Source organism: Oceanobacillus sp. FSL W7-1293, from assembly GCF_037969815.1.
GTDB classification, from domain to species: domain Bacteria; phylum Bacillota; class Bacilli; order Bacillales; family Amphibacillaceae; genus Oceanobacillus; species Oceanobacillus oncorhynchi.
The window spans coordinates 1376869-1398929 of sequence record NZ_CP150212.1 but is presented as its reverse complement, the minus strand read 5'-3'; the positions used below and the strand labels follow the sequence as shown (position 1 = coordinate 1398929).

At 38.7% G+C, this 22061-nt stretch carries 26 protein-coding genes; 10 read left to right on the top strand and 16 right to left on the bottom strand.

All coding sequences use genetic code 11. The annotated features are described in order from the left end of the window. Positions 1-349 precede the first annotated feature (349 nt). On the bottom strand, positions 350-643 hold the full coding sequence (locus MKY65_RS07035; RefSeq protein WP_339183536.1) for a hypothetical protein: 294 nt from the start codon (positions 641-643) through the stop codon (positions 350-352). 109 nt (positions 644-752) lie between these two features. Beyond that, positions 753-1601, bottom strand: coding sequence for an AraC family transcriptional regulator (locus MKY65_RS07030; protein WP_339185152.1), 849 nt, complete (start codon positions 1599-1601; stop codon positions 753-755). A 243-nt stretch (positions 1602-1844) separates the two neighbouring features. On the opposite strand from MKY65_RS07030, the gene MKY65_RS07025 reads away from it, so the two are divergent. Next, positions 1845-2285 carry a cell wall hydrolase gene (locus MKY65_RS07025; RefSeq protein ID WP_339183535.1) on the top strand — a complete coding sequence of 147 codons (441 nt, stop codon included), beginning with the start codon at positions 1845-1847 and terminating at the stop codon, positions 2283-2285. Positions 2286-2743: 458 nt separating this feature from the next. Here MKY65_RS07025 and MKY65_RS07020 read toward each other — a convergent pair whose 3' ends face one another. Continuing rightward, complete coding sequence (locus MKY65_RS07020) at positions 2744-3100, bottom strand: MmcQ/YjbR family DNA-binding protein (protein ID WP_339183534.1); 357 nt, start codon at positions 3098-3100, stop codon at positions 2744-2746. 158 nt (positions 3101-3258) lie between these two features. After that, a complete protein-coding gene (locus MKY65_RS07015; RefSeq protein ID WP_339183533.1) occupies positions 3259-4125 on the bottom strand; it encodes an aldo/keto reductase in 867 nt (288 codons plus the stop codon). Positions 4126-4542: 417 nt separating this feature from the next. Here MKY65_RS07015 and MKY65_RS07010 point away from each other — a divergent pair, with 417 nt between their 5' ends. The 3 genes from MKY65_RS07010 to MKY65_RS07000 all read left to right on the top strand — a co-directional run bounded on the left by MKY65_RS07010 (position 4543) and on the right by MKY65_RS07000 (position 6909). Further along, on the top strand, positions 4543-5160 hold the full coding sequence (locus MKY65_RS07010; RefSeq protein ID WP_339183532.1) for a DUF47 domain-containing protein: 618 nt from the start codon (positions 4543-4545) through the stop codon (positions 5158-5160). A gap of 15 nt (positions 5161-5175) precedes the next feature. Beyond that, positions 5176-6174, top strand: coding sequence for an inorganic phosphate transporter (locus tag MKY65_RS07005; RefSeq protein WP_339183529.1), 999 nt, complete (start codon positions 5176-5178; stop codon positions 6172-6174). 357 nt (positions 6175-6531) lie between these two features. Beyond that, positions 6532-6909, top strand: coding sequence for a MaoC family dehydratase N-terminal domain-containing protein (locus MKY65_RS07000; RefSeq protein ID WP_339183526.1), 378 nt, complete (start codon positions 6532-6534; stop codon positions 6907-6909). Positions 6910-7060: 151 nt separating this feature from the next. Here MKY65_RS07000 and MKY65_RS06995 read toward each other — a convergent pair whose 3' ends face one another. Together MKY65_RS06995 and MKY65_RS06990 are read right to left on the bottom strand one after the other, a co-directional pair. Beyond that, positions 7061-7807: an SDR family oxidoreductase gene (locus MKY65_RS06995; protein WP_339183525.1), complete on the bottom strand. Its 747-nt coding sequence runs from the start codon at positions 7805-7807 to the stop codon at positions 7061-7063. A gap of 243 nt (positions 7808-8050) precedes the next feature. Continuing rightward, complete coding sequence (locus tag MKY65_RS06990) at positions 8051-9136, bottom strand: nitronate monooxygenase (protein WP_339185150.1); 1086 nt, start codon at positions 9134-9136, stop codon at positions 8051-8053. A gap of 196 nt (positions 9137-9332) precedes the next feature. Here MKY65_RS06990 and MKY65_RS06985 point away from each other — a divergent pair, with 196 nt between their 5' ends. Beyond that, positions 9333-10205: a LysR family transcriptional regulator gene (locus MKY65_RS06985; protein ID WP_339183523.1), complete on the top strand. Its 873-nt coding sequence runs from the start codon at positions 9333-9335 to the stop codon at positions 10203-10205. A gap of 41 nt (positions 10206-10246) precedes the next feature. On the opposite strand, the gene MKY65_RS06980 is transcribed toward MKY65_RS06985, so the two are convergent. The 4 genes from MKY65_RS06980 to MKY65_RS06965 form a co-directional block, all read right to left on the bottom strand. Further along, a complete protein-coding gene (locus tag MKY65_RS06980) occupies positions 10247-10843 on the bottom strand; it encodes a sugar O-acetyltransferase (protein ID WP_339183522.1) in 597 nt (198 codons plus the stop codon). 149 nt (positions 10844-10992) lie between these two features. Beyond that, a complete protein-coding gene (locus MKY65_RS06975) occupies positions 10993-11373 on the bottom strand; it encodes a VOC family protein (protein WP_339183520.1) in 381 nt (126 codons plus the stop codon). A 197-nt stretch (positions 11374-11570) separates the two neighbouring features. Beyond that, a complete protein-coding gene (locus MKY65_RS06970) occupies positions 11571-11801 on the bottom strand; it encodes a hypothetical protein (RefSeq protein WP_339183518.1) in 231 nt (76 codons plus the stop codon). A gap of 54 nt (positions 11802-11855) precedes the next feature. Next, on the bottom strand, positions 11856-12182 hold the full coding sequence (locus tag MKY65_RS06965; RefSeq protein ID WP_339183516.1) for a maltose acetyltransferase domain-containing protein: 327 nt from the start codon (positions 12180-12182) through the stop codon (positions 11856-11858). A 297-nt stretch (positions 12183-12479) separates the two neighbouring features. Here MKY65_RS06965 and MKY65_RS06960 point away from each other — a divergent pair, with 297 nt between their 5' ends. The 3 genes from MKY65_RS06960 (at position 12480) to MKY65_RS06950 (ending at position 14750) form a co-directional block, all read left to right on the top strand. Then, a complete protein-coding gene (locus tag MKY65_RS06960; protein ID WP_339183515.1) occupies positions 12480-13172 on the top strand; it encodes a hypothetical protein in 693 nt (230 codons plus the stop codon). A 585-nt stretch (positions 13173-13757) separates the two neighbouring features. Next, positions 13758-14270, top strand: coding sequence for a CvpA family protein (locus MKY65_RS06955; protein WP_339183514.1), 513 nt, complete (start codon positions 13758-13760; stop codon positions 14268-14270). A gap of 93 nt (positions 14271-14363) precedes the next feature. Beyond that, positions 14364-14750 (top strand): DUF2255 family protein, encoded by a 387-nt coding sequence (locus MKY65_RS06950; RefSeq protein ID WP_339183513.1) that lies wholly within the window; start codon positions 14364-14366, stop codon positions 14748-14750. A 119-nt stretch (positions 14751-14869) separates the two neighbouring features. Here MKY65_RS06950 and MKY65_RS06945 read toward each other — a convergent pair whose 3' ends face one another. The 4 genes from MKY65_RS06945 to MKY65_RS06930 form a co-directional block, all read right to left on the bottom strand. Beyond that, positions 14870-15754, bottom strand: coding sequence for a LysR family transcriptional regulator (locus MKY65_RS06945; protein WP_339183511.1), 885 nt, complete (start codon positions 15752-15754; stop codon positions 14870-14872). A 257-nt stretch (positions 15755-16011) separates the two neighbouring features. Beyond that, complete coding sequence (locus MKY65_RS06940; RefSeq protein WP_339183509.1) at positions 16012-17133, bottom strand: Rpn family recombination-promoting nuclease/putative transposase; 1122 nt, start codon at positions 17131-17133, stop codon at positions 16012-16014. A 415-nt stretch (positions 17134-17548) separates the two neighbouring features. Further along, entirely contained in the window at positions 17549-17869 is a 321-nt protein-coding gene (locus MKY65_RS06935) for a carboxymuconolactone decarboxylase family protein (protein WP_339183507.1), read from the bottom strand. Between the two features lie 18 nt (positions 17870-17887). Next, the gene (locus tag MKY65_RS06930) at positions 17888-18307 is read right to left on the bottom strand and encodes a cupin domain-containing protein (RefSeq protein ID WP_339183505.1); all 420 of its coding nucleotides are present in this window, start codon (positions 18305-18307) and stop codon (positions 17888-17890) included. Positions 18308-18614: 307 nt separating this feature from the next. Between MKY65_RS06930 and MKY65_RS06925 the strand changes: the two genes are divergently transcribed. Further along, positions 18615-19469, top strand: coding sequence for a multidrug effflux MFS transporter (locus MKY65_RS06925; RefSeq protein WP_339183503.1), 855 nt, complete (start codon positions 18615-18617; stop codon positions 19467-19469). Between the two features lie 65 nt (positions 19470-19534). Continuing rightward, a complete protein-coding gene (locus MKY65_RS06920; RefSeq protein WP_339183501.1) occupies positions 19535-19834 on the top strand; it encodes a hypothetical protein in 300 nt (99 codons plus the stop codon). Between the two features lie 166 nt (positions 19835-20000). Here MKY65_RS06920 and MKY65_RS06915 read toward each other — a convergent pair whose 3' ends face one another. Further along, positions 20001-20330: a hypothetical protein gene (locus tag MKY65_RS06915; protein WP_339183499.1), complete on the bottom strand. Its 330-nt coding sequence runs from the start codon at positions 20328-20330 to the stop codon at positions 20001-20003. 192 nt (positions 20331-20522) lie between these two features. Beyond that, positions 20523-21539 carry a ZinT/AdcA family metal-binding protein gene (locus MKY65_RS06910; protein WP_339183498.1) on the bottom strand — a complete coding sequence of 339 codons (1017 nt, stop codon included), beginning with the start codon at positions 21537-21539 and terminating at the stop codon, positions 20523-20525. Positions 21540-22061: the final 522 nt, after the last annotated feature.

Below are 22061 nucleotides of genomic sequence, written 5' to 3'. Positions count from 1 at the left end.
TTCAAAGGAACATTGACTATTTATTTTTGTTATGTAAAACAAAGACGGCTCTCTATGAAGAGGAAGCCGCCTTTGTTGATTTATGAATGTTTTTTTGTCTATTTTTATTGGATTCATATTTCATGCTGAAAAATGTTAATGTTACATTAACAAGGATATTCAAAATTACTAACAAGGTCGGTAAGTCCATATTTGGTGCAAAAATGGTATGAACCAATGTAATAATCACTCCAGTAAGAATGAAATAAGAACTGACCCCAAACACTTGAAAAATGAAGTTTTTACCCTTAACGATATATATCCCCAAAGGAACCAATAAAACAATACTTAGATAAGAGCTTATCGCCAGCTAGCTCACTGCCTCAAAAGAATGATTCGGGAGCAGAGAAGGCCATATATTTAGCAGCGTTTTTAAACCAAATATATAGAAGCTCATATAAAATAACAGCCCTGCTATGTTCAAAAAAATACGTTCCATCAGTAGATACCAAAAGCTATGTCTCTCATGTTTGGTTTCATACATCAGTTCATAGATAACCGCCAATAATAATCCCCCTGCTATGACATATAATTGCAGCATCGGCAGATTCCCTTTAAACATTTCGAGAAAGAATTTGGCAACCCCTATGAATTCGCCTAACACTGGATTCACCTCCCACTTTTTGTTATAGCTAAGCAGCCTCCATCGATAGATTGAGATTTCGTTTGCTTACTACCCCTTATACGAAAGCATTATGAAAGCAGTGCTTCCATCATATTTCCTCTTCAAATGACAGATTTACTGGTTCGTCCTGCAGTTCACCCTGTATCTCCAGATTCGTCGTCGGCGTATGTTCATCTACTTCATCAAATGTAAATTGATCTGACCATACCGTTCCCTGGCCGGCTAAATTGATGCCAAACGAAATAACCGCACTTTTTTCCGGTACATCTAACACAATCGAATAACGATTCCAGTTTGTCGTCCCTTTAATGGGGCGATTACTCATATTATCAAATTGAACGACATCCTCCGTCGTATCATCTACCCGCATCCACATCCCAGCGTAGGTTTCGACATCTTTCGTGCGAATGAAGCATGAAAGCCGAATACGTTTGCCGATAAACCGCTCAGCCTTAAATGCCTGCATCATCGTAGCAAATTGTGTAGAATCAAGCACGGTTTTCGATGTTAAATAACCTGATGCCTTTCCTTGATGAACAATTTCATGATCCAAACCCATTTCATAACTAAACGGATCTGACCCGCTCAAAAACCAGCCCTTTATTTTTGTTTCCATATACGATTCCTCCTTCTTTTTTATCACGTCAGACATTAGCCTGCGATATTGGCCAGGGGGCAGCTTATATATTTTTTTAAATGCTCTTGTAAAGGATTCTTGTGATTCAAATTGATAGTAAAATGCAATATCCAGAATGCGCTCCTTTGAGTAGAGCAAAGCAGCAGAGGCATTTGCCAGCCTGCGCATCCGAATATACTCCGTAATCGTCATCCCTGCCGATTTTTGAAATATGCGGTGGAAGTGAAATTTCGAAAAATTGGATTGCCGCGCGATGTCTTCTAATGTAAGCGGCTCGTGCAGATGCTCTTCGATATACATAATGGATTTTTTTACAACGAATTCATAGTTATTCAACGTAAGCTCCCCTCCTTATCTAAATATAGAATATCAAAATTCACGATTTGCTTTTTGATATATTTTGCGATGTGCTTGTTTTCTTCTTTCTAATTACTTTCACCCGTATAGCAGATGTTTTTCCATCTGTATTCATGTACTTAAAAATTATAGCTGACATGGTCATGAATGCAGCCTTTCCTTCATATTATATCTAGAGGTGAGATAATGGGAAGAATAGCTTACCGGGAAGCAGATGTTGACGTAATGGCAAGGATGATGAGAGCAGAAGCGGAAGGCGAAGGAAAACAAGGGATGCTGTATGTTGGAAATGTCATTGTTAACCGCGTTGCAGCAGATTGCAGTGATTTTACGGACTTGGTAACCGTTGACGATGTTATTTTTCATGTTCAAGGCGGAAACTACTCTTTTGAAGCCGTTCAAAAAGGAAACATGTTTTATCAAAGAGCAAGACCATTTGAAAAAAGATTAGCAAGACAGAATCTGGATTTTTGGAGAGAACACCCGGCGAAATATGCTCTGTGGTACTTTAATCCATATGCTCCCTGTCCTCCAACATGGTATGATCAGCCTTTTTCCGGTCAATTTATGGATCATTGTTTTTATGAACCGGCGCCAGGAACATGTGACAGTGTTTATATGGGATGATAGACTTGTATTTCGTACTTTTTTGTAATACGGACTAGAGGAATATTTTTTCACAATCAGGTTATTAGAACCTAGCCAATGAAAAATGGCTCTATTAATTGAATTATGATATATGAGAAAAAGGACTGTTGCACAATTAAATAACCATTGTGCAACAGTCCCTTTTTTAAAGAGTTTAGATTTTAAATAATGCCTGTTCAAAAAACAGGATAAAAAGAATCTAGAAGCCGAGTGACGCAGCTTTGAATATTAGAGTATACATAACTGGTAAATGAGGAACGAAAAAGCAAGCCAACGAACTTCCACAGGATGCGGTGACTTCTACGTTGCCCACACGGCGCGGGCGTTCTTAGTAGAGGATTCCCTTCCTGAAGTGTCATTTTCACCGGACTTTTTAAACATTCTCCAATACCAACTCTAGTCGAGTATTAATTGTAAAGTGACTAAAAATATTTTTTTTAGGTAGTTAATTCATAGCTTTCTGCAATCAAATCTCGAATATCGTTTAAATCCTTTGTATAATCAAGAACAATACTGACCCAATTATCTTTATCCATGTGATATGCAGGATATATATTTTCATTTTTTCTTAGTGAACCTATAAATTCCTTTCTGGCTTTCACATTTAATACATCAATTTTTCTATCGTTTTTTATTCCTAGCTTATCTTCTGTGATATCCATAATTAAGCCAAACCATTTTTCATTATCTTTATGCCTTAAAGCTGCAAAATTCGGGAATTTTCCCCAGGGATAATCCGGTTTTACATCATATCTTTCTTTAACATATTCAAAAATATCTTTTCTTTTTAACATTGATACCCCCCCTTATACGCTGGTTTATCTACTTATTTATGGAGTGCTTTATCCAATAAATTGTTCCCTTTTCTGGGTAACATCAAACCTGCATAAGCGTTATCAATAAATTTACGATTTGGATAAGAAAAGCTATTTAAGTGAGAGGCTGTATTCTTTTATTTCAATTTCCCGCCAAACACAGGCATATAACTCGCATCCCCATAATCTTCAATGCGCTCGACATTTTTCAAAAATTCCATGTCCTCATCAGAAATGGTAAAGTCTACATCGGCATTATTTTTCATATGCTCCGGATTAGCCGTTTTTGGCAATGGCAGTAAGCCAAGCTGCAACGTATAGCGGATGCTTAATTGCGGAATGGAAACATCATATTTTTTGGCAATAGCTGCTACTTTTTCATTTTTAAACAATTCTCCATGAGCAATTGGTGAATAAGCCTCAACAAGTATGCCCTGTTCCTGCGTATATGCAATCAAATCAAATGGTGTATTGCTGATATGAGCTAAAATCTGGTTAACCATTGGTTTGACATTGCAATGATCAAGAATGTTATCTAAATCCTCTTTTTGAAAATTTGATACACCGATGGCACGAAGTTTCCCCGCTTCATATGCTTCTTCAAGAGCACGCCAAGCCTCGCGATTCCCTTCAAAGAATCGCTCTTCTCCGTCAAACTCCATCCACGGCTGCGGACTATGGATAATCATCATGTCAATATAATCAAGATCTAACGTCTCCAGGGATTCGTTAATCGATGAAACAGCTTCTTCATAGGATTTTATTTCTGCAGCAAGTTTTGTGGTAATAAATAAATCTTCTCGATTCACACCACAATTTTTAATTCCTTGACCGATGCCGCTTTCATTCCCATAAGCCTGAGCTGTATCAATATGACGATAACCAAGTTTCACAGCCTCTATCACTGCCTGCGCGGCATCATCATTATCAATAAACCACGTTCCAAGACCTAATTTAGGAATTTCAACCTTATTGGACAACTGATACGTTTCATTTAAAATCATGTGAACATCTCCTTGTATAAATAAAACGAATAGACTATATTTTATAGCTTATCCGCTTTGAAAATGATTATAGTACCTATAGTCAACTATAGGTCAATCGTTTTTTTATTATAATTGGATAAAACCTGTCTTTACATATCCTTCGTTCAGCACTTCCCGGAATAGAAATACATTGTTTTTTCCCCTCCTCATCTATCTCCCGAGGGTAAAACCAGAAAATTACGGAAATTCATTATGAAAAATATTTGGATATTCTTTAACAGAAAGCTACAAAATATCAAATGAAAGTGTATAATGTACTTCGTGACGAAAATGGACAAAATCGGACAGTTATTTTTTATTTTCTATAAATCACTGGTAAAATATATAGGAAACAAGGATACGAAGTTTCTTTTTGTTTAATGGAGGTTAAGAAATATGTTCAAGAAAAAACCAGATAAATTTTCCCTTTATCTCGTTGATTTTGCAAAGCATTTACATGAAACGGCAGATTATTTTGTTCATTTCAAGGTAAAAGACTCGGAGACACTGAAACAATTTTCCGATACGATAAAAAAACATGAATCCGTCGCGGATGATAAGGTTCATGAAATTATTAAAGAGTTAAATCAGGCTTTTATTACGCCGATTGAGCGCGAGGATATTCTTCAGCTTGTCAATAATCTGGATGACATTATGGATGGGATTGAAGAGTTCTCCTCCAGAATGGATATTTATCATATTTTATCTTCAGATGATTATATTGACCAATTTACAAATTATATATTGAAATGCGCCGAAGAAATTTTGACGTCCATGGAATTGATTGCTGACTATCAATTAAAAGATGTAGAAGGGCATGCCATTCGGATCAAAGAATATGAAAGTAACTGCGACGAGTTATACCGTGAATCCTTAAGGAACTTATTCCAAACCGAAAAGGATGCTATTAAAGTTATTCAGTATAAAGAAATTTATGAGATTCTGGAAGAGATTGCTGACTATTGTCAAAATGCAGCAAGTACACTTCAAAGTATCATCATGAAAAACGCGTAAAAGAGTGGTTAAAAAATGGATTTTCTTACTATAATTATCGTATTGATTGTAATTTTTGCTCTTCTCTTCGACTTTATAAACGGGTTTCACGATACAGCAAACGCCATTGCAACATCAGTATCAACGAAAGCCCTGACACCCAGAAGAGCAATTATATTGGCCGCTGTAATGAATTTTGTCGGAGCATTAACCTTTACCGGCGTTGCTCAAACGATTACGAGCGGCATTACGGACCCATTTGAATTGGATAATGGGTTAGTCGTTATTTTAGCCGCTTTGATTGCGGCAATCATCTGGAATCTGGTGACATGGTATGCAGGAATCCCGAGCAGCTCCTCTCACGCAATTATCGGAGCTATTACGGGAGCGGTTATTGTATCAGCAGGAGTTCATGCCATCCATTTTCAAGGATTTCTATCTATTCTTGAAGGGCTGCTCTCCTCGCCAGTGATTGCCTTTATCATCGGATATATTATATACAGTATTATTAAAGTTATTTTTAAAAACAGCAATTTAGCAAAAACCAATAAACGATTTCGGCTCGTACAAATTTTAACAGCATCGGTACAATCCTTTGCCCATGGTACGAATGACGCTCAAAAATCAATGGGGATTATTACGATGGCATTGATTGTCGGCGGTATGCACCCAACGACAGATATCCCCTTTTGGGTACAGGCTTCATGTGCTACAGCAATGGCGCTTGGAACTTCTGTCGGCGGATGGCGGATCATCAAAACAGTCGGCGGAAAAATTATGAAAATCCGTCCGGTAAATGGCGTTGCGGCTGACCTTACTGGCGCTGGTGTCATCTTTGGAGCAACACTCATTCATTTACCTGTAAGTACGACCCATGTAATTTCGTCCGGCATCCTTGGGGTTGGAGCCTCGCACCGGCCGAAGGGAGTTAACTGGGGAGTAGCCAAACGGATGGTTGTCACCTGGGTGATTACATTGCCAATAACTGCTGCGCTTGGCGGGGCTATTTATTATATTTTAGATTTGTTTATTTAAAAATAGTATAGCTGCTGTTACAACAAATCATGAAAAGCTTGGTATCTCTGCTGTAGGTATAGCAGAAGGGCTTTATACACTTAGATAATCTGGTCTTTCCTTAATTAGGGAAGACTTTTTTATTGTTGATGTTGGTATTTTTAAATTAACAACAGGGTGAATGCATGTTTCAATGAATTCATCTTACGTCGTTTTAAAAAAGCTTTGCCATAAATAAGCTGACAGGAAGCATATTGAGTTATATCATATCGACACACATGATGAATAGCTTAAAGAAGTAAACTACTATAAAATAAAAATATATTTCTAAAATATTTACTATTTACTATTTACAACTAAACCGGAGGAATAGATATCATGTCATTAAAAGCTGGAGACACCATTACATTTGAACGAACTTTTACATTAAAAGATGTTGAATTATTCACAGCACTTTCAGGTGATGCAGGTATTCATCACCAAACTCCTGATGAACAAGGAAGACTCGTTATTCAAGGGCTGTTGACTGCCACACTGCCGACAAAAATTGGCGGAGATAACAACGTGCTTGCCCGTAATGCAAATTTTGAATTTCTACGCCCTGTCTTAACCGGAGACACGATCACTTGTGAAGTATTCATTGAAGAATATAAAGAAACAAAAAAGAATCGAAAAACAATTGATACAACCTTCTTATGCAAAAACCAACACGGCAAAAACGTATTAAAAGGAAGCTTTTCCGGGATAATACGTTAAATTTTGTCAGATCTATATATTGGGAAAATGAAAAAGGAGCAGAGGAATACCTCCCCCTAAAGCAGGCCTGAAAACTACTGCAGGGGGAGTAAATCGTAAAATTAATGTGTTTGAAATCGCTTCATTACAATATATTTCAAAAGAGAAAAAATTAAGGCAAACTCAGTTTGGTTGTTCTGCCTCCATCAACCGTATAGACCTGTCCTGTGATAAAGCCTGCTTCATCAGCAGCAAGAAAAGCAACCAGCGCTGCTACCTCCTCCGGTTTTCCAGTCCGTCCTACAGGATGAATTTTTCCGAGATCGCGTTTGAACGCTTCGGCATCTGGTGAATTTTCGATAAGATTAATGTTTAGATCGGTGTCGATCCATCCAGGTGCAACAGCATTGCAACGTATTCCTTCCTGTCCATGATCAACTGCTATGGAACGAGTTAACCCTAAAATACCGGACTTTGTGACAGCATAGGCCGCATGCCCAGGGTTTGCAGCCATCCCCTCCACTGAACTGGTATTGACAATACTGCCTTGTGTCTTGCGCAAATAAGGCAATGCGGCACGTGTCAATAGAAACGGTGCAGTCAGATTCAAATTAATGTTGCGCTGCCAATCCTCTAAAGTCATTTCTTCGATGCTCGCTTCCATCATCATGCCTGCATTATTAATTAGAACATCCAGCCGTCCAGCACGATCAATGACCTCCGCTACAACACGGTCAGGTGTCTGCGGGTCGGAGAAATCGGCAGAAATCCAGTCAAACACCTTATCCTCGCCGCGCTGTGCAGTGATGACAGTCGCGCCCTCTTGGTGCAGGCGACACGCGATGGCTTGCCCGATTCCCGAACGCCCTCCAGTCACCAATGCTACTTTACCTTCAAAGCGCTTCATTTGGTTTGTCATTATCCTATTCCCCCTTTGCCTAATTATGTTACACATTTGGATGGACGCTGTAAAACACGGGGATTATGGGGGAGCTAGGTCATATATAAGGCAATCTATTTTTGCCTCTATTGAGTCAAGTGATATTAAGGCTACAATATTATTGTATCGACAGCCCCTGCTTCACATACCCTGCATATCAAAAAGGGACAGCTTAATATTCAGCTGCCCCCGTCATACAAAAAGGAGTAAATAATACATCTTCTATATGTTTATATTTAATTTTTTAGCTTCTGCAACCATATTTTCAATTAATGCTTCAACCGTTTGGCTTTTAGCTAACCTGGTACTTTGCCCGGACCAAAGAGACATGAAATCTGGATTATTCTCTGCAGAGGCAGCTTTTCTAATATCCTGCGTCAGTGTATTTTGAACAGGAAAATCCGGCAAATATACTTCATGATTTTGCATTTCTAAGATAAAATGATTTTTAACTCCCCGCGCCCATTTACCAGAAAATGACCGGGTGTAGACCGTTTGATCCTCACTAATGCTCAGAATGGCTTCCTTGTGGACCGGATGTGCTCCGCTTTCGACACAAGTCAGAAAGGCCGTCCCCATTTGCACTCCCTGTGCACCTAAACACATCGAGGCTGCTAATCCTCTCCCATCCATGATTCCTCCAGCAGCAACGACAGGTATCGTTATCGCATCCGTCACTTGTGGAAGCAAAGACATTAAACCGACAGAATCAGAGCTTTCCTGTTCCTGATTAAGAAACCCTCCTCGGTGACCTCCAGCTTCACTTCCTTGGACCACGACCATATCCATTCCTGCCGCTTCATTTTGAACTGCCTCCATAACCGTTGTAGCAGTTCCCATCAGCGTTATATTATGTTGTTTTAATTCTGCAATCACTTCCTGGGATGGAATGCCAAAGGTAAAGGAGCAAATAGGAACCTGTTCTTCGATGACAACCTGAATCTGTTCTTTAAATACTTCCAAAACTTCATTATAATCAGCAATTCCAAAGTTATCCTTATCAGGTAAATGTAATTGCTGACGAATTGTGGTTAAAGCCTGATTCGCCGCTTTCATACTATCTTCTGAAACATCGAATGGTTGAGGGACAAACAAATTAATTCCAAACGGCTTTGAGGTCAGCTTCTGAATTTCCTTGATTTGATCCCGTATTTGCGTTGGAGCCATGTACCCTGCCCCAACCATCCCCAAACCGCCTGCATTCGAAGTCTCGGCTACTAATTTTGAAGTAGTCACCCCGCCAGCCATTGGTGCCTGTATAATCGGATACGCTATCTTTAAACATTTTGTCATTTCATTACGTAGCATCATTTCCCGCCTCCCTGTTCTTTTCCTTCACGTCTCTATTTTTCTTATCATGCAGCATTTCATTGTGGACTATATTGTTTTCGATTAAATAATGATATATAAATTATACATTTTTTTTGGTATATTGAATAATACGTAATTATGATATTGGATATCAATACATTAGATAGCAAAGAAAACAGGAGGAGGGACTTATATGGATTTGCATTTATTAAACATTTTTCGTACGGTTGCGAGGTTGGGGAGTATTTCACAGGCTGCAAAAGAGCTCCAATATGCACAATCAAACATTACCATGAAAATTCAGCAATTGGAGAAAAGCCTGCAAAGCCCCCTTTTTTATAGATATAATCGCGGGATGACATTGACGGACAAAGGAAGCTTGCTTTTAGCATACAGCGAAAAAATATTCCATCTGATAGAAGAGACAGAAGCGGCGATGAAGGATGATCAGACACCCGGCGGATCGTTAATTATCGGGTCCATGGAAACAACTGCGGCCGTGCGTTTACCGCCTTTTCTTTCAACGTATCATCGGACTTTTCCCAAAGTGGATTTAACCTTAAAAACAGGTCCTACCGAACAAAATATCCAGGGTGTGCTTCAGCATCAGATCGACGGTGCATTTATTGCCGCACCTGTTGAGCACCCTGCTCTCATCCAAAAGGAAGTATTCGAAGAGGAAATGGTTCTGATAACCGATACAAAGCATCCGGATATCGCTTCCATCAAAGATATTCAAACCGATACCGTACTCGTCTTCCGCTCAGGGTGTGCTTACCGGGAAAAGCTTAAACATTGGCTGCACCAGGAGGGGGTGATTCCTGCTAAAGTGATGGAGCTCGGAACAATGGAGGCAATTATTGGATGTGTATCGGCGGGACTTGGCCTAAGCATGCTTCCGTTAAGTGTTGTTTCTAAACATATACAAGAGGGAAGCCTGAAACAACATTCCATCCCTCATCCATATGAGAAAGTGAAAACCGTATTTATTTATAGAAAAGACAGGTATATTCCGGCATCATTGACGGCATTTATCAACCTATTTCCAGAGAAGGTAAAGACTTAATCAAAAAACCGGACGCCCGCCCGGTTTTTCTTTTCCCATTCTCATGTCAGAACACTTTCCGAGACTTTTTCGTCCGCTTCATCTTTCACAATTTTGATAACCCTGGCCGGATTCCCGCCAACGACTACATTATCCGGTACATCCTTCACAACGACCGCGCCGGATGCAATAACCGCATTATTTCCGACAGTTACTCCCGGATTAATGACTGCACTTCCCCCGATCCACACATTGTTTCCAATCGTAATCGGCTTTGCGTATTCTTTTCCTGAATTACGCTCGATTGGGTCAATGGGATGGGTTGCGGTATAAATTTGAACGCCGGGCGCAAGCATGCAATTATCTCCAAATCGAACTTCACATACATCCAAAATCGTACAGTCGAAGTTGGCAAAGAAGTTTTCTCCTACGTAGGTGTTACTTCCGTAATCAAATCTGATGTTCGGCTCCATATAAACGTTTTCTCCAGTGGCACCAAGCAGTTCCTTCAATAATTTCGAGCGTTTTTCTTCTTCTGTTTCCAACGTTTGATTATATAGCCGAACCTTCCCTCTCGCTTCTTGACGCTCTTTTAATAAAACGGAGTCCTCCGGATCGTACATCTCTCCAGATAACATTTTTTCTTTTTCTGTTTTCATATCCATAAGCTCCTTCATACTTTCTATCAAATTTATTCCATCTATGTTTTCTAATACGCTTGCTGGATTCCCGGCAATTAAAATATTATCGGGTACTTCCTTTATGACGAAGGAATCCGAAACAACCCTATATCCATCGGCTTCTCCTATTACACAGTCAATTCTATCAAGTTACCTTCTGGGTCCTCAAAGACACTTTCATAATACCCGTCTCCAGTCACACGCGGACCATTTACAAGCGGGTAGCCATCCTTTTTTAATCTGGCAGTCATTTGGTCAACGAGCTCTTTGCTGCCCAGCGAAAGAGCAATATGAGCCCAGCCTAGCAGCTCAGCAGAAGCGGATTGTTCAATATCTGATCTACACATGATTTCTAAGCGTGCAGATGTATCAAATGTTAGAAAATAGGATTCAAAGCCCTTCTTTTCATTATGATACTTCTCACCTGCAACCGCTTGAAAATACGTTTCATAAAATTCCTTCATCTTTTCTAAATCCTTCACCCAAATTGCCACGTGTTCTATTTTCATATTTTTTTCTCTCCCTTCGGATGGCCTCTCTTAACAAGAAATCCAGTCCGAGATTTTATAATCCATTTAAATAAGTATGCACCTGCTGGATATTGCTTTGTTCGTCACAAGTGCACTGAGTTAGTATCATTAAATCCATAATAACAGAATTCGTTCCTCTGCTCTTCCATTCTCTACAACAATTATGATGAATACTTTTATTCTATACTTGCTTGATACGCTTCGTACATTGCCTCCCAATCACTTTTATCTTTTTCTGTAATTTCTCTATGAACACTACAAGGATTCCCCAAAGCAACAACATTTTTTGGTATGTTCTTTGTCACGACAGATCCGGAACCAATTACACTTCCTCCACCAATAGTTACCCCTGGATTGATTACAACATCCCCTGCTATCCAAACATCATCTTCAATGATAACTGGCAAGGCATATTCTAGACCAGTATTTCTCCCCTCTCTATCAATGGGATGCAGCGCAGTTTAAATGCTGACTCTCGGACCAATTGCAACATTATTGCCAATATGAATCTTGTTTAAGTCTAAAAAAATACAGTTAAAATTGCAGAAAAAATTATCTCCCACGTAAATATGCAAGCCGTGACTGCAATAAAATGGGGGTTTGACAGTATAGTTTTCTCCTGTACTTCCAAATAGCTGTTTAATTAATTTCTTTCTTTTCGTATTTTCTTTTTCTGTTGTCTCGTTAAACAGTCTGGATAAATATCTCCCTTTCTCTTTCATGCTTTGAATCTTTTCGTCTGTTTTGTAGAGTTTTCCAGCAAGTAAATTTTGATATTGTTTAGACATTGCCGTACTGTGACCTCCTTTAGACGACTTTTATATGAAGTTTAACATAAGTACGGTAATCTTTATAAAGTGAAACTTCCTTCAGTAGGCTTGAATCTCAATTACTCATCTCAACATAAAACATTTTAAAGGATTTATTAAATTAGTTTCACATCAATAAAAATTGTTAAATAAAGGAAAAACCTCTTCATTCATACCCTTCTCCTTTTATTAGATAAATAGAAATAATCAGTCCTCTATGGTATGGTAATATATGATATTATTTATCCACCATAACGAAGGAGGAGGTGTTACATAATGAAAAAGTATGTATTGATTATGATGATTTTATTTGTAAGCGCATTACTAATGGCATGCGGCGGAGAAAACGATGAAACGGAAGCTTCTGATACCAACACCGCTGGCACTCAGGAAGATGATAGTGAAAATCAAGAAGCGGGCGCAAATCTTCCGGAAGAAGTAATCCGTGATGCCGATGCTGAGCCAATTGAACTCGAAGACCAAATGGGGCTTGAAATGGGAGACAAAGGCTATGTCATCACACAATCAGAAAACCTTCCGCTTGCTGTAACGTTAAACAGTGTAGAAAAAACACAGGACCTTGGAGCAGAAACGAAAGACGGGGATGAATTTTACCTGGTCGGTGATTTTACATTCGAGAACCTGGGAGACAGTCACATTGAAGTAGAAAAACCAGATGCAGCTTCAGGAGCAGAGGAATCCGTCATCCTGAACGACGAACTGACAAAAGGGGATCGGCTCGGAATGGGTGCTTGGTATCTCGATGATCAAAATAATATCGACTCCGACAATCCAACAAATTCTATTTCATTAGAACCGGGTGAAGAAGCAAACCATAAAATCGCTATCGACATGCGTGAAAGTGCAGATGACTATATTGTTTTCTTTGGTCTTTATACTTCAAATAACAGAGATTACCAGAATAAAGCTGCATGGATAGTTCAGCCTGACCAGATAGATGAAAATTAATCGATCAGATGACTTTACGCAAAATCGGCATCGAAAGCGTCCAATAAGGAACTGGACTTTTTCGATGCCGACTGTTATTTTTAATATCTCATATAAAAGGGTTTTCCGTTGAAATATTATGTTAGAAAGTTATTTATTCTTCCTCAAAATGTACTGTTCCCCCGCCGCAAGTACTTTTATGCTATATCGAAAAGATCAGCTGGGTTACCGTTAAAAACATTCATATTTGGCGCATCAACAATTTATACATTTATAATAAAATCAGTCTTGAAAATTATTTCCTTCTATTATTGACAACTTATATTAGAAAACTAAAAAATAACAGTATATTTTATTAGCCTTCATTATTGACTTGAAGTCAACTTCAAATGATAATATTAAGTTAACGTTACGATTGCGACGTTTTTTAAATAAGTAATCAACTCTGGATTGCAGGGGAAGCAATATAGAGAAAAAATATAAAGTGAAGGATGATTTTATACGCAATCACCTATAGAAATATTTAACTAATACGAACTCTCTAGCAGCTAACGCTTCATTATCCCTCAAGAAAATATACCATCATCGCGAAAGGAAGCGGATATAATGATACTGACATTAATTATTTCCCTTATTTTAGTCGGCGGCTTCTTTATTGGTCTGAAACAAGGATTGGTTCTACAATTTGTAAATATAACGGGCTTTATTGTTTCACTTGTCGTTGCCTATCTATTTTTTAATGATATTGCCCCGCATTTAAACTGGATCCCTTACCCCGGTGCAGCAGACAGTTATTTCGAACCCATTTATTATCAAAGTATTGCTTTTCTGTTCTTGCTTATCGGTACAAGAATTTTATGGAACATTCTGGGCTCCATCCTTCATTTTTTAGCAAACCTGCCATTGATAAATATCTTAAACAGCTGGCTTGGCGGAGCATTTGGTTTTGTAAAAGTATATTTGGTTGTTTTCCTTTTTCTAAATCTTGTCGCCTTCGTTCCCATCGTCTCTTTGCAACAGGCGGTTTCCGACTCAACACTGGCACAAACGATGATTGAGCGTACCCCAATTCTTTCTGAGAAGGTAGTAGAAACTGTAAATAACGCATGGAAACTCTAATTCATCTATAAAAGAGTCCTCCAATCCTTTTACTTGACCTAAAGTGAACTTTAAGTATTAGAATAGTCATTAAAGAATAAGGAGGTAGAAACCATGCAATCAAATTGGACACAAGAACAGCTTGAAACGTTCTCTACAGCGGATGATATGTATATCTCCCCGTTTTACAGCGATGGAAAAACACCTGGAACACCGACTTGGATCTGGTCTGTCGTAGCAGATAACAACCTGTATGTCCGTGCCTATAACGGCCAGCGTTCCAGATGGTATCAATCAGCCGTTGAACAAAAAGCAGGAAAGATAAAGTTAGCTGGACAAGAATATGACGTCACATTTGAACCAATGGATAATAATCCTGCGTTAACAGAAGAAATAGACGAAGCATATAGAAAAAAATATGGTTCCAGCATGTATCTTTCTCCAATGCTGGAAGAAGGACCCGTCAGTGCAACTGTAAAAATATTACCGCGCAATGTGTAATAGGATGATACAAAACCGGCTAATCAAAATATCGATTAGCCGGTTACTTTTTTATACGAAATTAATCAAGAGATTGATTTCTATAAACTGAAAATCCATCACACTATCAAAAATATAAACTACACTTTAAAGGCATCATTCATTCTTTTAATAAATTCTTGCACTACCGGAGAAAACATGACATTTTTTCGCCAGGCAAATACACATTGTGTTTCCAGCAACGGATTCAAGGGGATAAACCGGAAGCGTTCATCCTGCCGGGGGATAATTGCTCCTTCGATCGCAAGCGCGGAGGCTATTTTATTTTCAACTAATGAAAACACATTAAAAATCAAATTATAATCCCCGGCGATATTCAATTCGTTTAAGTCCTTATTCATCCACGTTGAAAGCATTTTTTGTACTTCTTTTCGAACTGGAGCGAGCAGCGGCACTCCAATTAAATCTTTTGGTTCCAGTGACGTTTTCTGAGCTAGAAAAGAGCTTTTTTCTACCAATAATCCCCATTTCTCTTTTTTTGGAAAAGAGACATAATCATACTTTTCCGTTGAGATTGGTTTTATTAATACGCCAACGTCTAATAATCCTCGATCCAGCTTATCAATAATATCCTCACCGGTACCACTGAAAATGCTAAACGTTACTTCAGGATAATCTGTAATAAATTCCTCCAGAATCATGGAAAGCGTGTCTGAATTATCTGCTTCGACGCATCCGATAGAAAGATGTCCGCTAAATAATTGCTTGCGCTGATTCATAAATTCCTGCGTTGTTTTATCTGATAAAGATAAAATTTCCTGAGCTCTGTCTACCAGGTACTCTCCAGCTTTGGTAAGTGTCATATTTCTTTTTTCACGAATAAATAATTCCGCACCCAGTTCTTCTTCCAACTCTTTTATTTGTCTGCTTAACGTAGGCTGTGTTATATGAAGAACCTCGGAGGCTTTTGAAATACTTCCCTCTTCAGCAATTACTAAAAAATAGCGCAATACTCTTAATTCCAATTTGATCTCCTCATTTTTATTGGGCTTTTTTGAATCCTATTTCATGCATTCTTTTCAATCCATTATAATTATTTCTGGTGGAAAAGTATAATAAATATAGCTGAATGAAGAAAGCTTGAATTCCTTCTCTGATTGCAATTTTTACTAAAGTTATTTTGAAAATGTACATAAAAAAACTTGGTTACTATGAAGCCATGAAGCAGCAACCAAGTTTGAACTTATGCAACAAGCATCATTTTTCTCATTTGTTTTCTACATTAATTTTCAAGTGATTCCCGAAGCATTTTTACTTCTTCCATGTTGAGGCTTGTTAATTGAGTGATTTCTTCATCCGAATAGTTTCTCTCTAACAGCTTGGCGGCAAAATTCCGTTCCGCTTCTACCCTGCCTTGCTTTATTCCTTGTTCTTTTCCTACTTCTACTCCTTCCTGTCTACCTCGTTCTATACCTTTTTCCATACCTTTCTCCATGCCTTGTTCTATGCCTTGTTCCATGCCTTGTTTCATGCCTTGTTCCATGCCTTTTTCCATGCCCTTTTTTGTCGCCTCTTCCTCGATTTCTCTAAACAGTCTTCCAAACGTCGGGGTATCTCTCAATTTTTCCATTCCCATGATTTTTCCTTCCTCCTTTTCGTTTTCTGCGATTGGTAATGATTCATACAGTTTTTCCTGTAATTCCGCTGGAACCTGCAGGATATAATCGATAAAATACAATAGGGCTGAAAGATAGGTGTCACGGTGCGAATATTTTTCGAGTGCCAGGCTGATAAGCTGCTGCTTAAATTGGAACCTTTTTTCATCATCCTTCTCTGTTCTGCCTGAGTTTTCACTAACATAGATTCCTGCAAGCACTGCTAAAGCGAATGGATTATCAGATTTTTTCAGTTTCTCCTTATCCTTTCCGTAAAATCGATAGACATTGTATAAGTAAGTTAATTCTGTTCCGTAGAAAGAATAACGAAACGTATCTTCATAATGCTGGTGACTTGCATCTGTCAGCAGGGCGATGGAATAAATCGGATGCTTATGTTTGTCATAGATTCGATAAAAGTACTTAAACATGCGTTCAGCAAAGTCTTGCTCTCCAATAGCCTGCACTTCAATATGGACGAAGACGTATTTTTCTTCACCGTTCTTCAGCGTCACTTTGGCTAACCTATCTGAATATTTCCTGCCTTTTCTTGAATTAATTACAAACTGAAAAAGTTCTATATTCGGGAAATCTACTTCTTTTTCAAAATCAATTTCCGGATACAGATCGGATGCAAAAAATTCCATAAATTCTTGAAACAGTTCTTCAATCAAATTTTTCCAAAGCCCGTCATAGTCCGTATTCTTTGCATCATAGCTGTCGGTATTTTCTTTTACTGTCGTTATCATTAGTTTATCACATCCCCAGGTAATATTAAATTTGCTTTTAATCATAGCGGCTATGTATGGGGAATGCAAAACGGTAAAATAGGATTTCCTGCTTGAAAAACCGCTGTATAAATGACGTTTTAACTAAGGTTTGTGTCTTTTTCGATGACAATAGGATGTTCATATTGCATTTTTCATGTTTTTTTATAATATTAAAGCCAATTGTTTTTTACTTATCCAAGGTTACGTTCCATTTAACATCCTTCCTCGATATAGAGAGCTTAGTCGAAGTACATTTCCTCTTTACCACAAAAAAGACTCCCTTTATATGAAAAGAGAGGGTTCATCCTATCTCTTCATATTAAAGGGAGCCAATTGCGGTCAAACCTATATTTAAGATTGTCATCATTTTTTTGATTATATGCTAGTCTTCCACTTATTCTTCATCAAAAATGTCTTTTGCTAAATTAAAGGCAGACCAAGCTTTTGGCCACCCTGTATAAAATGCAACATGCGTAATCAATTCCACGATTTCTTCTTTGGTTACGCCATTTTGTTTTGCTATTTTCAAATGCGCTTCTAATTGCGGTACACCTTGAGTCATTAAGCTTGCACAGGTAATCATGCTGCGGTCACGCGGAGACAATTCAGACTCTCTAGACCACACTTCACCAAATAAAACATCATCATTCAATGCTGCAAATTGAGGAGCGAATTCTCCTAAATTGTCACGACCTGCTGTTTGTTTCTTTGCCATGATTCATCCCTCTTTCTATTATTTATTTTCTTCTAATCTCAGGTAAATTTCATCCGATACAGGCTCCAGCCATTCTGGTGTTCCAGCTGTGATGGCAATATGCTCAAACCAGCTGTCCTTGGTTGCACCATGCCAATGCTTGACACCATCATGCGTTACGACCACATCACCAGGCTTTAAGAATTGTGCCGGTTTTCCTTCTTCCTGATACCATCCTTCGCCGCCAGTTACCAGCAATAATTGATATCCGTCATGATGGATATGCCAATTGTTACGGCATCCAGGTTCGAATGTGACATTACCGACACCTACATTGATTTCCGGATCGGCTACTAAGCTTTGCAAATAGCTTTGGCCTACAAAATATTGTGCAAATGCATCATTTTTTTCTCCTGCTGGAAAAATCACGCCATTTTTAACTTCTTCATTCTTTGCCATTCTTTATTCCTCCCATTTCGGATATGGATCTAAGAAATTTCTGCTTCCTCTTGTTACGTTTTTCTCCTTCCAAGTTATCTATTCTATAACTGAATAAACACCTGAAAATACTGTATCTATACTTATTATCCTTTACAGTTACTATTTTACTGCTGCGTATCTATATCGTCTAATGCCTATTAAATTTGTGAATATGCTTATAAGGCATCACCTCTTCTATTTTAGGTATTATACACCTGCTCCATTCTTTGTTAATCTAAACTGTAAAAAGTAAAAGAGAAACTAATGAATAGGGTGATTGAATTACATGGAATCCGCAAACAGCATTTCTAAAAATACAATTTCAAATTCCAGAAAAATAGCTATAAGTACCCTATTAGGTATTTTAGCGGCCTTTGGTTCGTTGACGGTCGATATGTATCTGCCGAGTTTTCCAACGATTGCTAATGAGTTTGGAACAAGCGCTTCCAATGTCCAATTAAGCTTGACCTTTTGTTTGCTAGGTCTTGCCGCCGGCCAAATTGTTTTTGGTCCATTAAGTGATAAGCGCGGGAGAAAAATGCCGCTTATTTCTGCATTGATTCTTTATGTATTTGCTTCTGTCTTATGCATCTTCGCTCCCTCCATCTGGCTTTTCATTGCTGCCAGATTTTTTCAAGGGTTGACTGCTTCAGCAGGAGTTGTCATTTCCAGAGCAATCGTCCGGGATATCTATTCTGGTAAGGATTTAACCAAACTATATGGATTAATCACCCTCTTTGTTGGAGTCGGACCTATTTTAGCTCCCATTATCGGCGGAGCAGTTCTCAACTTCACAAATTGGCAGGGCATTTTTCTATTGCTCGGATTTCTGACACTGGCCATATTAGCATTTATCTTTATCGTTCTGCCTGAAACAAATCCTGCCTCTAATCGGGTCGATGGAAATATCAAAGAAACCTTGATAACGTTTGGCAAATTAACAAAGAATAAACGATTTTTAGGCTACGGGCTGACTCAAGGGTTAATCGTGGCAGGTGTGTTTGCTAATGTTTCCGGTACACCGTTTATTTATCAGTCCATTTACGGGGTATCACCGCAAATGTTCAGCTTCTTGTTTGCTTTAAACGGCGCTGGAATTATACTCGGCACCAGAATCATTGGGAGAATCACAAAAAAATAGAGGAAGACAAACTCCTTTACATCGGACTGTGCATCTCTACTTTATTTAGCATTATTTTATTTTTCATGACCTGGATACAGGCACCTTTACCTTTGATTGTTATTCCTTTATTTATGGTTGTTTCCTGTACGGGGATCAGCACGCCTTTAACTTTTTCTTTAGCTATGCGCAATCAGAAAAAGCATGCAGGGAGCGCATCAGCTTTCTTAGGAATTCTGCCTTATCTATTAGGAGGCATTGCGATCCCTTTTGTGGGGATTGCCGGAGAAAATACAGCTGTTCCAATGGGGATCACCATAGTGATTGCCAATCTTGGCGGGTTGTTAAGCTATTTGTTATTCGTTCGTAAAAATCCTTCAGCTTAACGTGTGAAAAGGCATTCCAGACTAATGAACTGGAATGCCTTTTTCTGCTGTTCTTATCTTTCACTTCTCTTCCGATTTCATCCATTTTACAACAAGGGATGTCTCCACCAAATTCCGTACAAAACTTCTACAGGAAAGACTCTTCTCACAGCAGGATAATTTTTACTTAACTAGACTGATTTCCTTCCCAATAAGGATTTGCGTATCCATATGGGTTAGACCGAGGAAAATTATCAATCGCCATACCTGTGATGACTCCGCCCAAAAACGGCACGCCATATTGGAAAACTGGGTTTCCATAATACGGACCTCCAAAACCTGATCCAACAAAGCCAGGTCCATAAAAACCCGGGCCGAATCCCGGACCAAATCCTGGGCCGAAAAATCCCGGTCCCCACGGCCCCGGTCCTCCAAAAAAGAGCCGGGAATCCATCATTCCATGTTGATTATATTGTTGTGCAGAAGGCATATGCATCTCATCCATATTCATGCTCATTCCTTTCTCTTTTCACATCCACTTTTAATGTATGCGTTCTCCTAGAAAAGGAATGGGCTTGGATTCTCGTTCTATTTCTCAATTGCTATTTAAAAAGAAAGACTATAAACCTTTTAATATAGAATCGATAAGGTCTATAGGCTTTCTTCAATTATTTACATGTAACAGCACAGTATATAAATTCTTAAACGCTTAGTGCAAGTACAGATCATCTATAATCTGTTCCTCGCTCCAATCTTCAGGATAGTAAGTCGGCCATTGGTCAACTTCTTCCAAAAGTTCGTCTTTGTCATCTCCCCAATAAATATGGAAATGAGAAGATTTCTGTGGTGCGATGATATGGTCGCTGAACTGAATGTTCTGAGGTGCTTCCTCATCGCCTTCTTCTAATTCAAACAGGAACCGGACACCACGGTTCCCTGCTTCATATTCAAGGATTTCGTAGCCGTCATATGCATAGGTTCCTGAATAGGTTGTATCCCCTTCATGGAAGGTAAACTCCCCATCTTCTGTAATTTCGATGTTATCTACATCTGTTGCATAACCTGTGTCATAATACTCCTTGTACTCTTCAAATGTCATATCGTCACTTTCTTCAGCTCGATGCTCATACACTTCGTCAAGAGCACCTTCTTCAAAGTAAGGGTAGATGGATTTCCACTCTCCAGCCCAATCCGAAATATCTCTGTCTTCCACATCTTCATCATCAAAGTAGCCTTCATACACATCCCCATCGTGGTCATCAATTACTACGGTGACAGGCTCCGTTTCACTGATGACTTCATGGTCTTCACCATATAATGTCGCCTTTATCTGCTGGTGGTTTACTGCTTCAGATTCGAAAGTTTCTCCATCTCCGCCGTCAGCTTCTTCCCATTCCCCTTCATCGCCGCCTCTGACATACCAATGCCAATGACCGTCTCCTTCACCTTCAGCTGAGACTGCTGTAAGATTTAATGTATCGCCAGTGTGATAATGGGCATTGAATCCTTCAATCTCAGCACCGCCAGCTTCTGCATTTTCTTCGGACTCATGATCATGCTCATGTTCCTCTTCTTCGGCTGCCTCTGTATCCTCGGTTGTTTCTTCTTCCGTAGCTGCTGCTTCTTCCTCCGACCCGGTATCTTCTTCGTCCGCAGTATCTTGACATGCTGCAAGCACTAGTGCCAGAAATAATATTCCTGCAATTCTGAGCAAGTTTTTACTCATTCAAATTCTCCCCTTTTTTATGTAAATAGTAACGGTTACGTTTTACATATTACCATCATATTTAAAAGAATACAATAGGGGAATGAATATAAATTTTTTACTATTTTAAAAAGCGTTAATTTTAGTAGGTTTATTTTGTATATTAATATTTATTAGCTAAGCTCTTCAAGCTTGGCTCTAATCAGTGTTGCTTACCAATAGATTTTCCTCTTGATTATCATATATATGTACAGCAATTTCATCTACAACATGACTTTCATCATTACGCACTACCGGAAAAAGCATTGTCACTAAGTTTTCTCGTAATACGATATAATATCTAACCTCTACATGAATTATTTTTCTTCTTGAATAGAATCTATCTCAACTTTTCTAATACCTCCCACGAGACTAATCGTTCCCTCTATATAGAAAAATTTTCATCGAGTACTGTGAAGCAATGCCGAAATTTCCCTTTAATGATTTAATACTTCTTAGAAGTTCCATAAGTGTGTATACAAACTTCATTTACTTTATTCACTT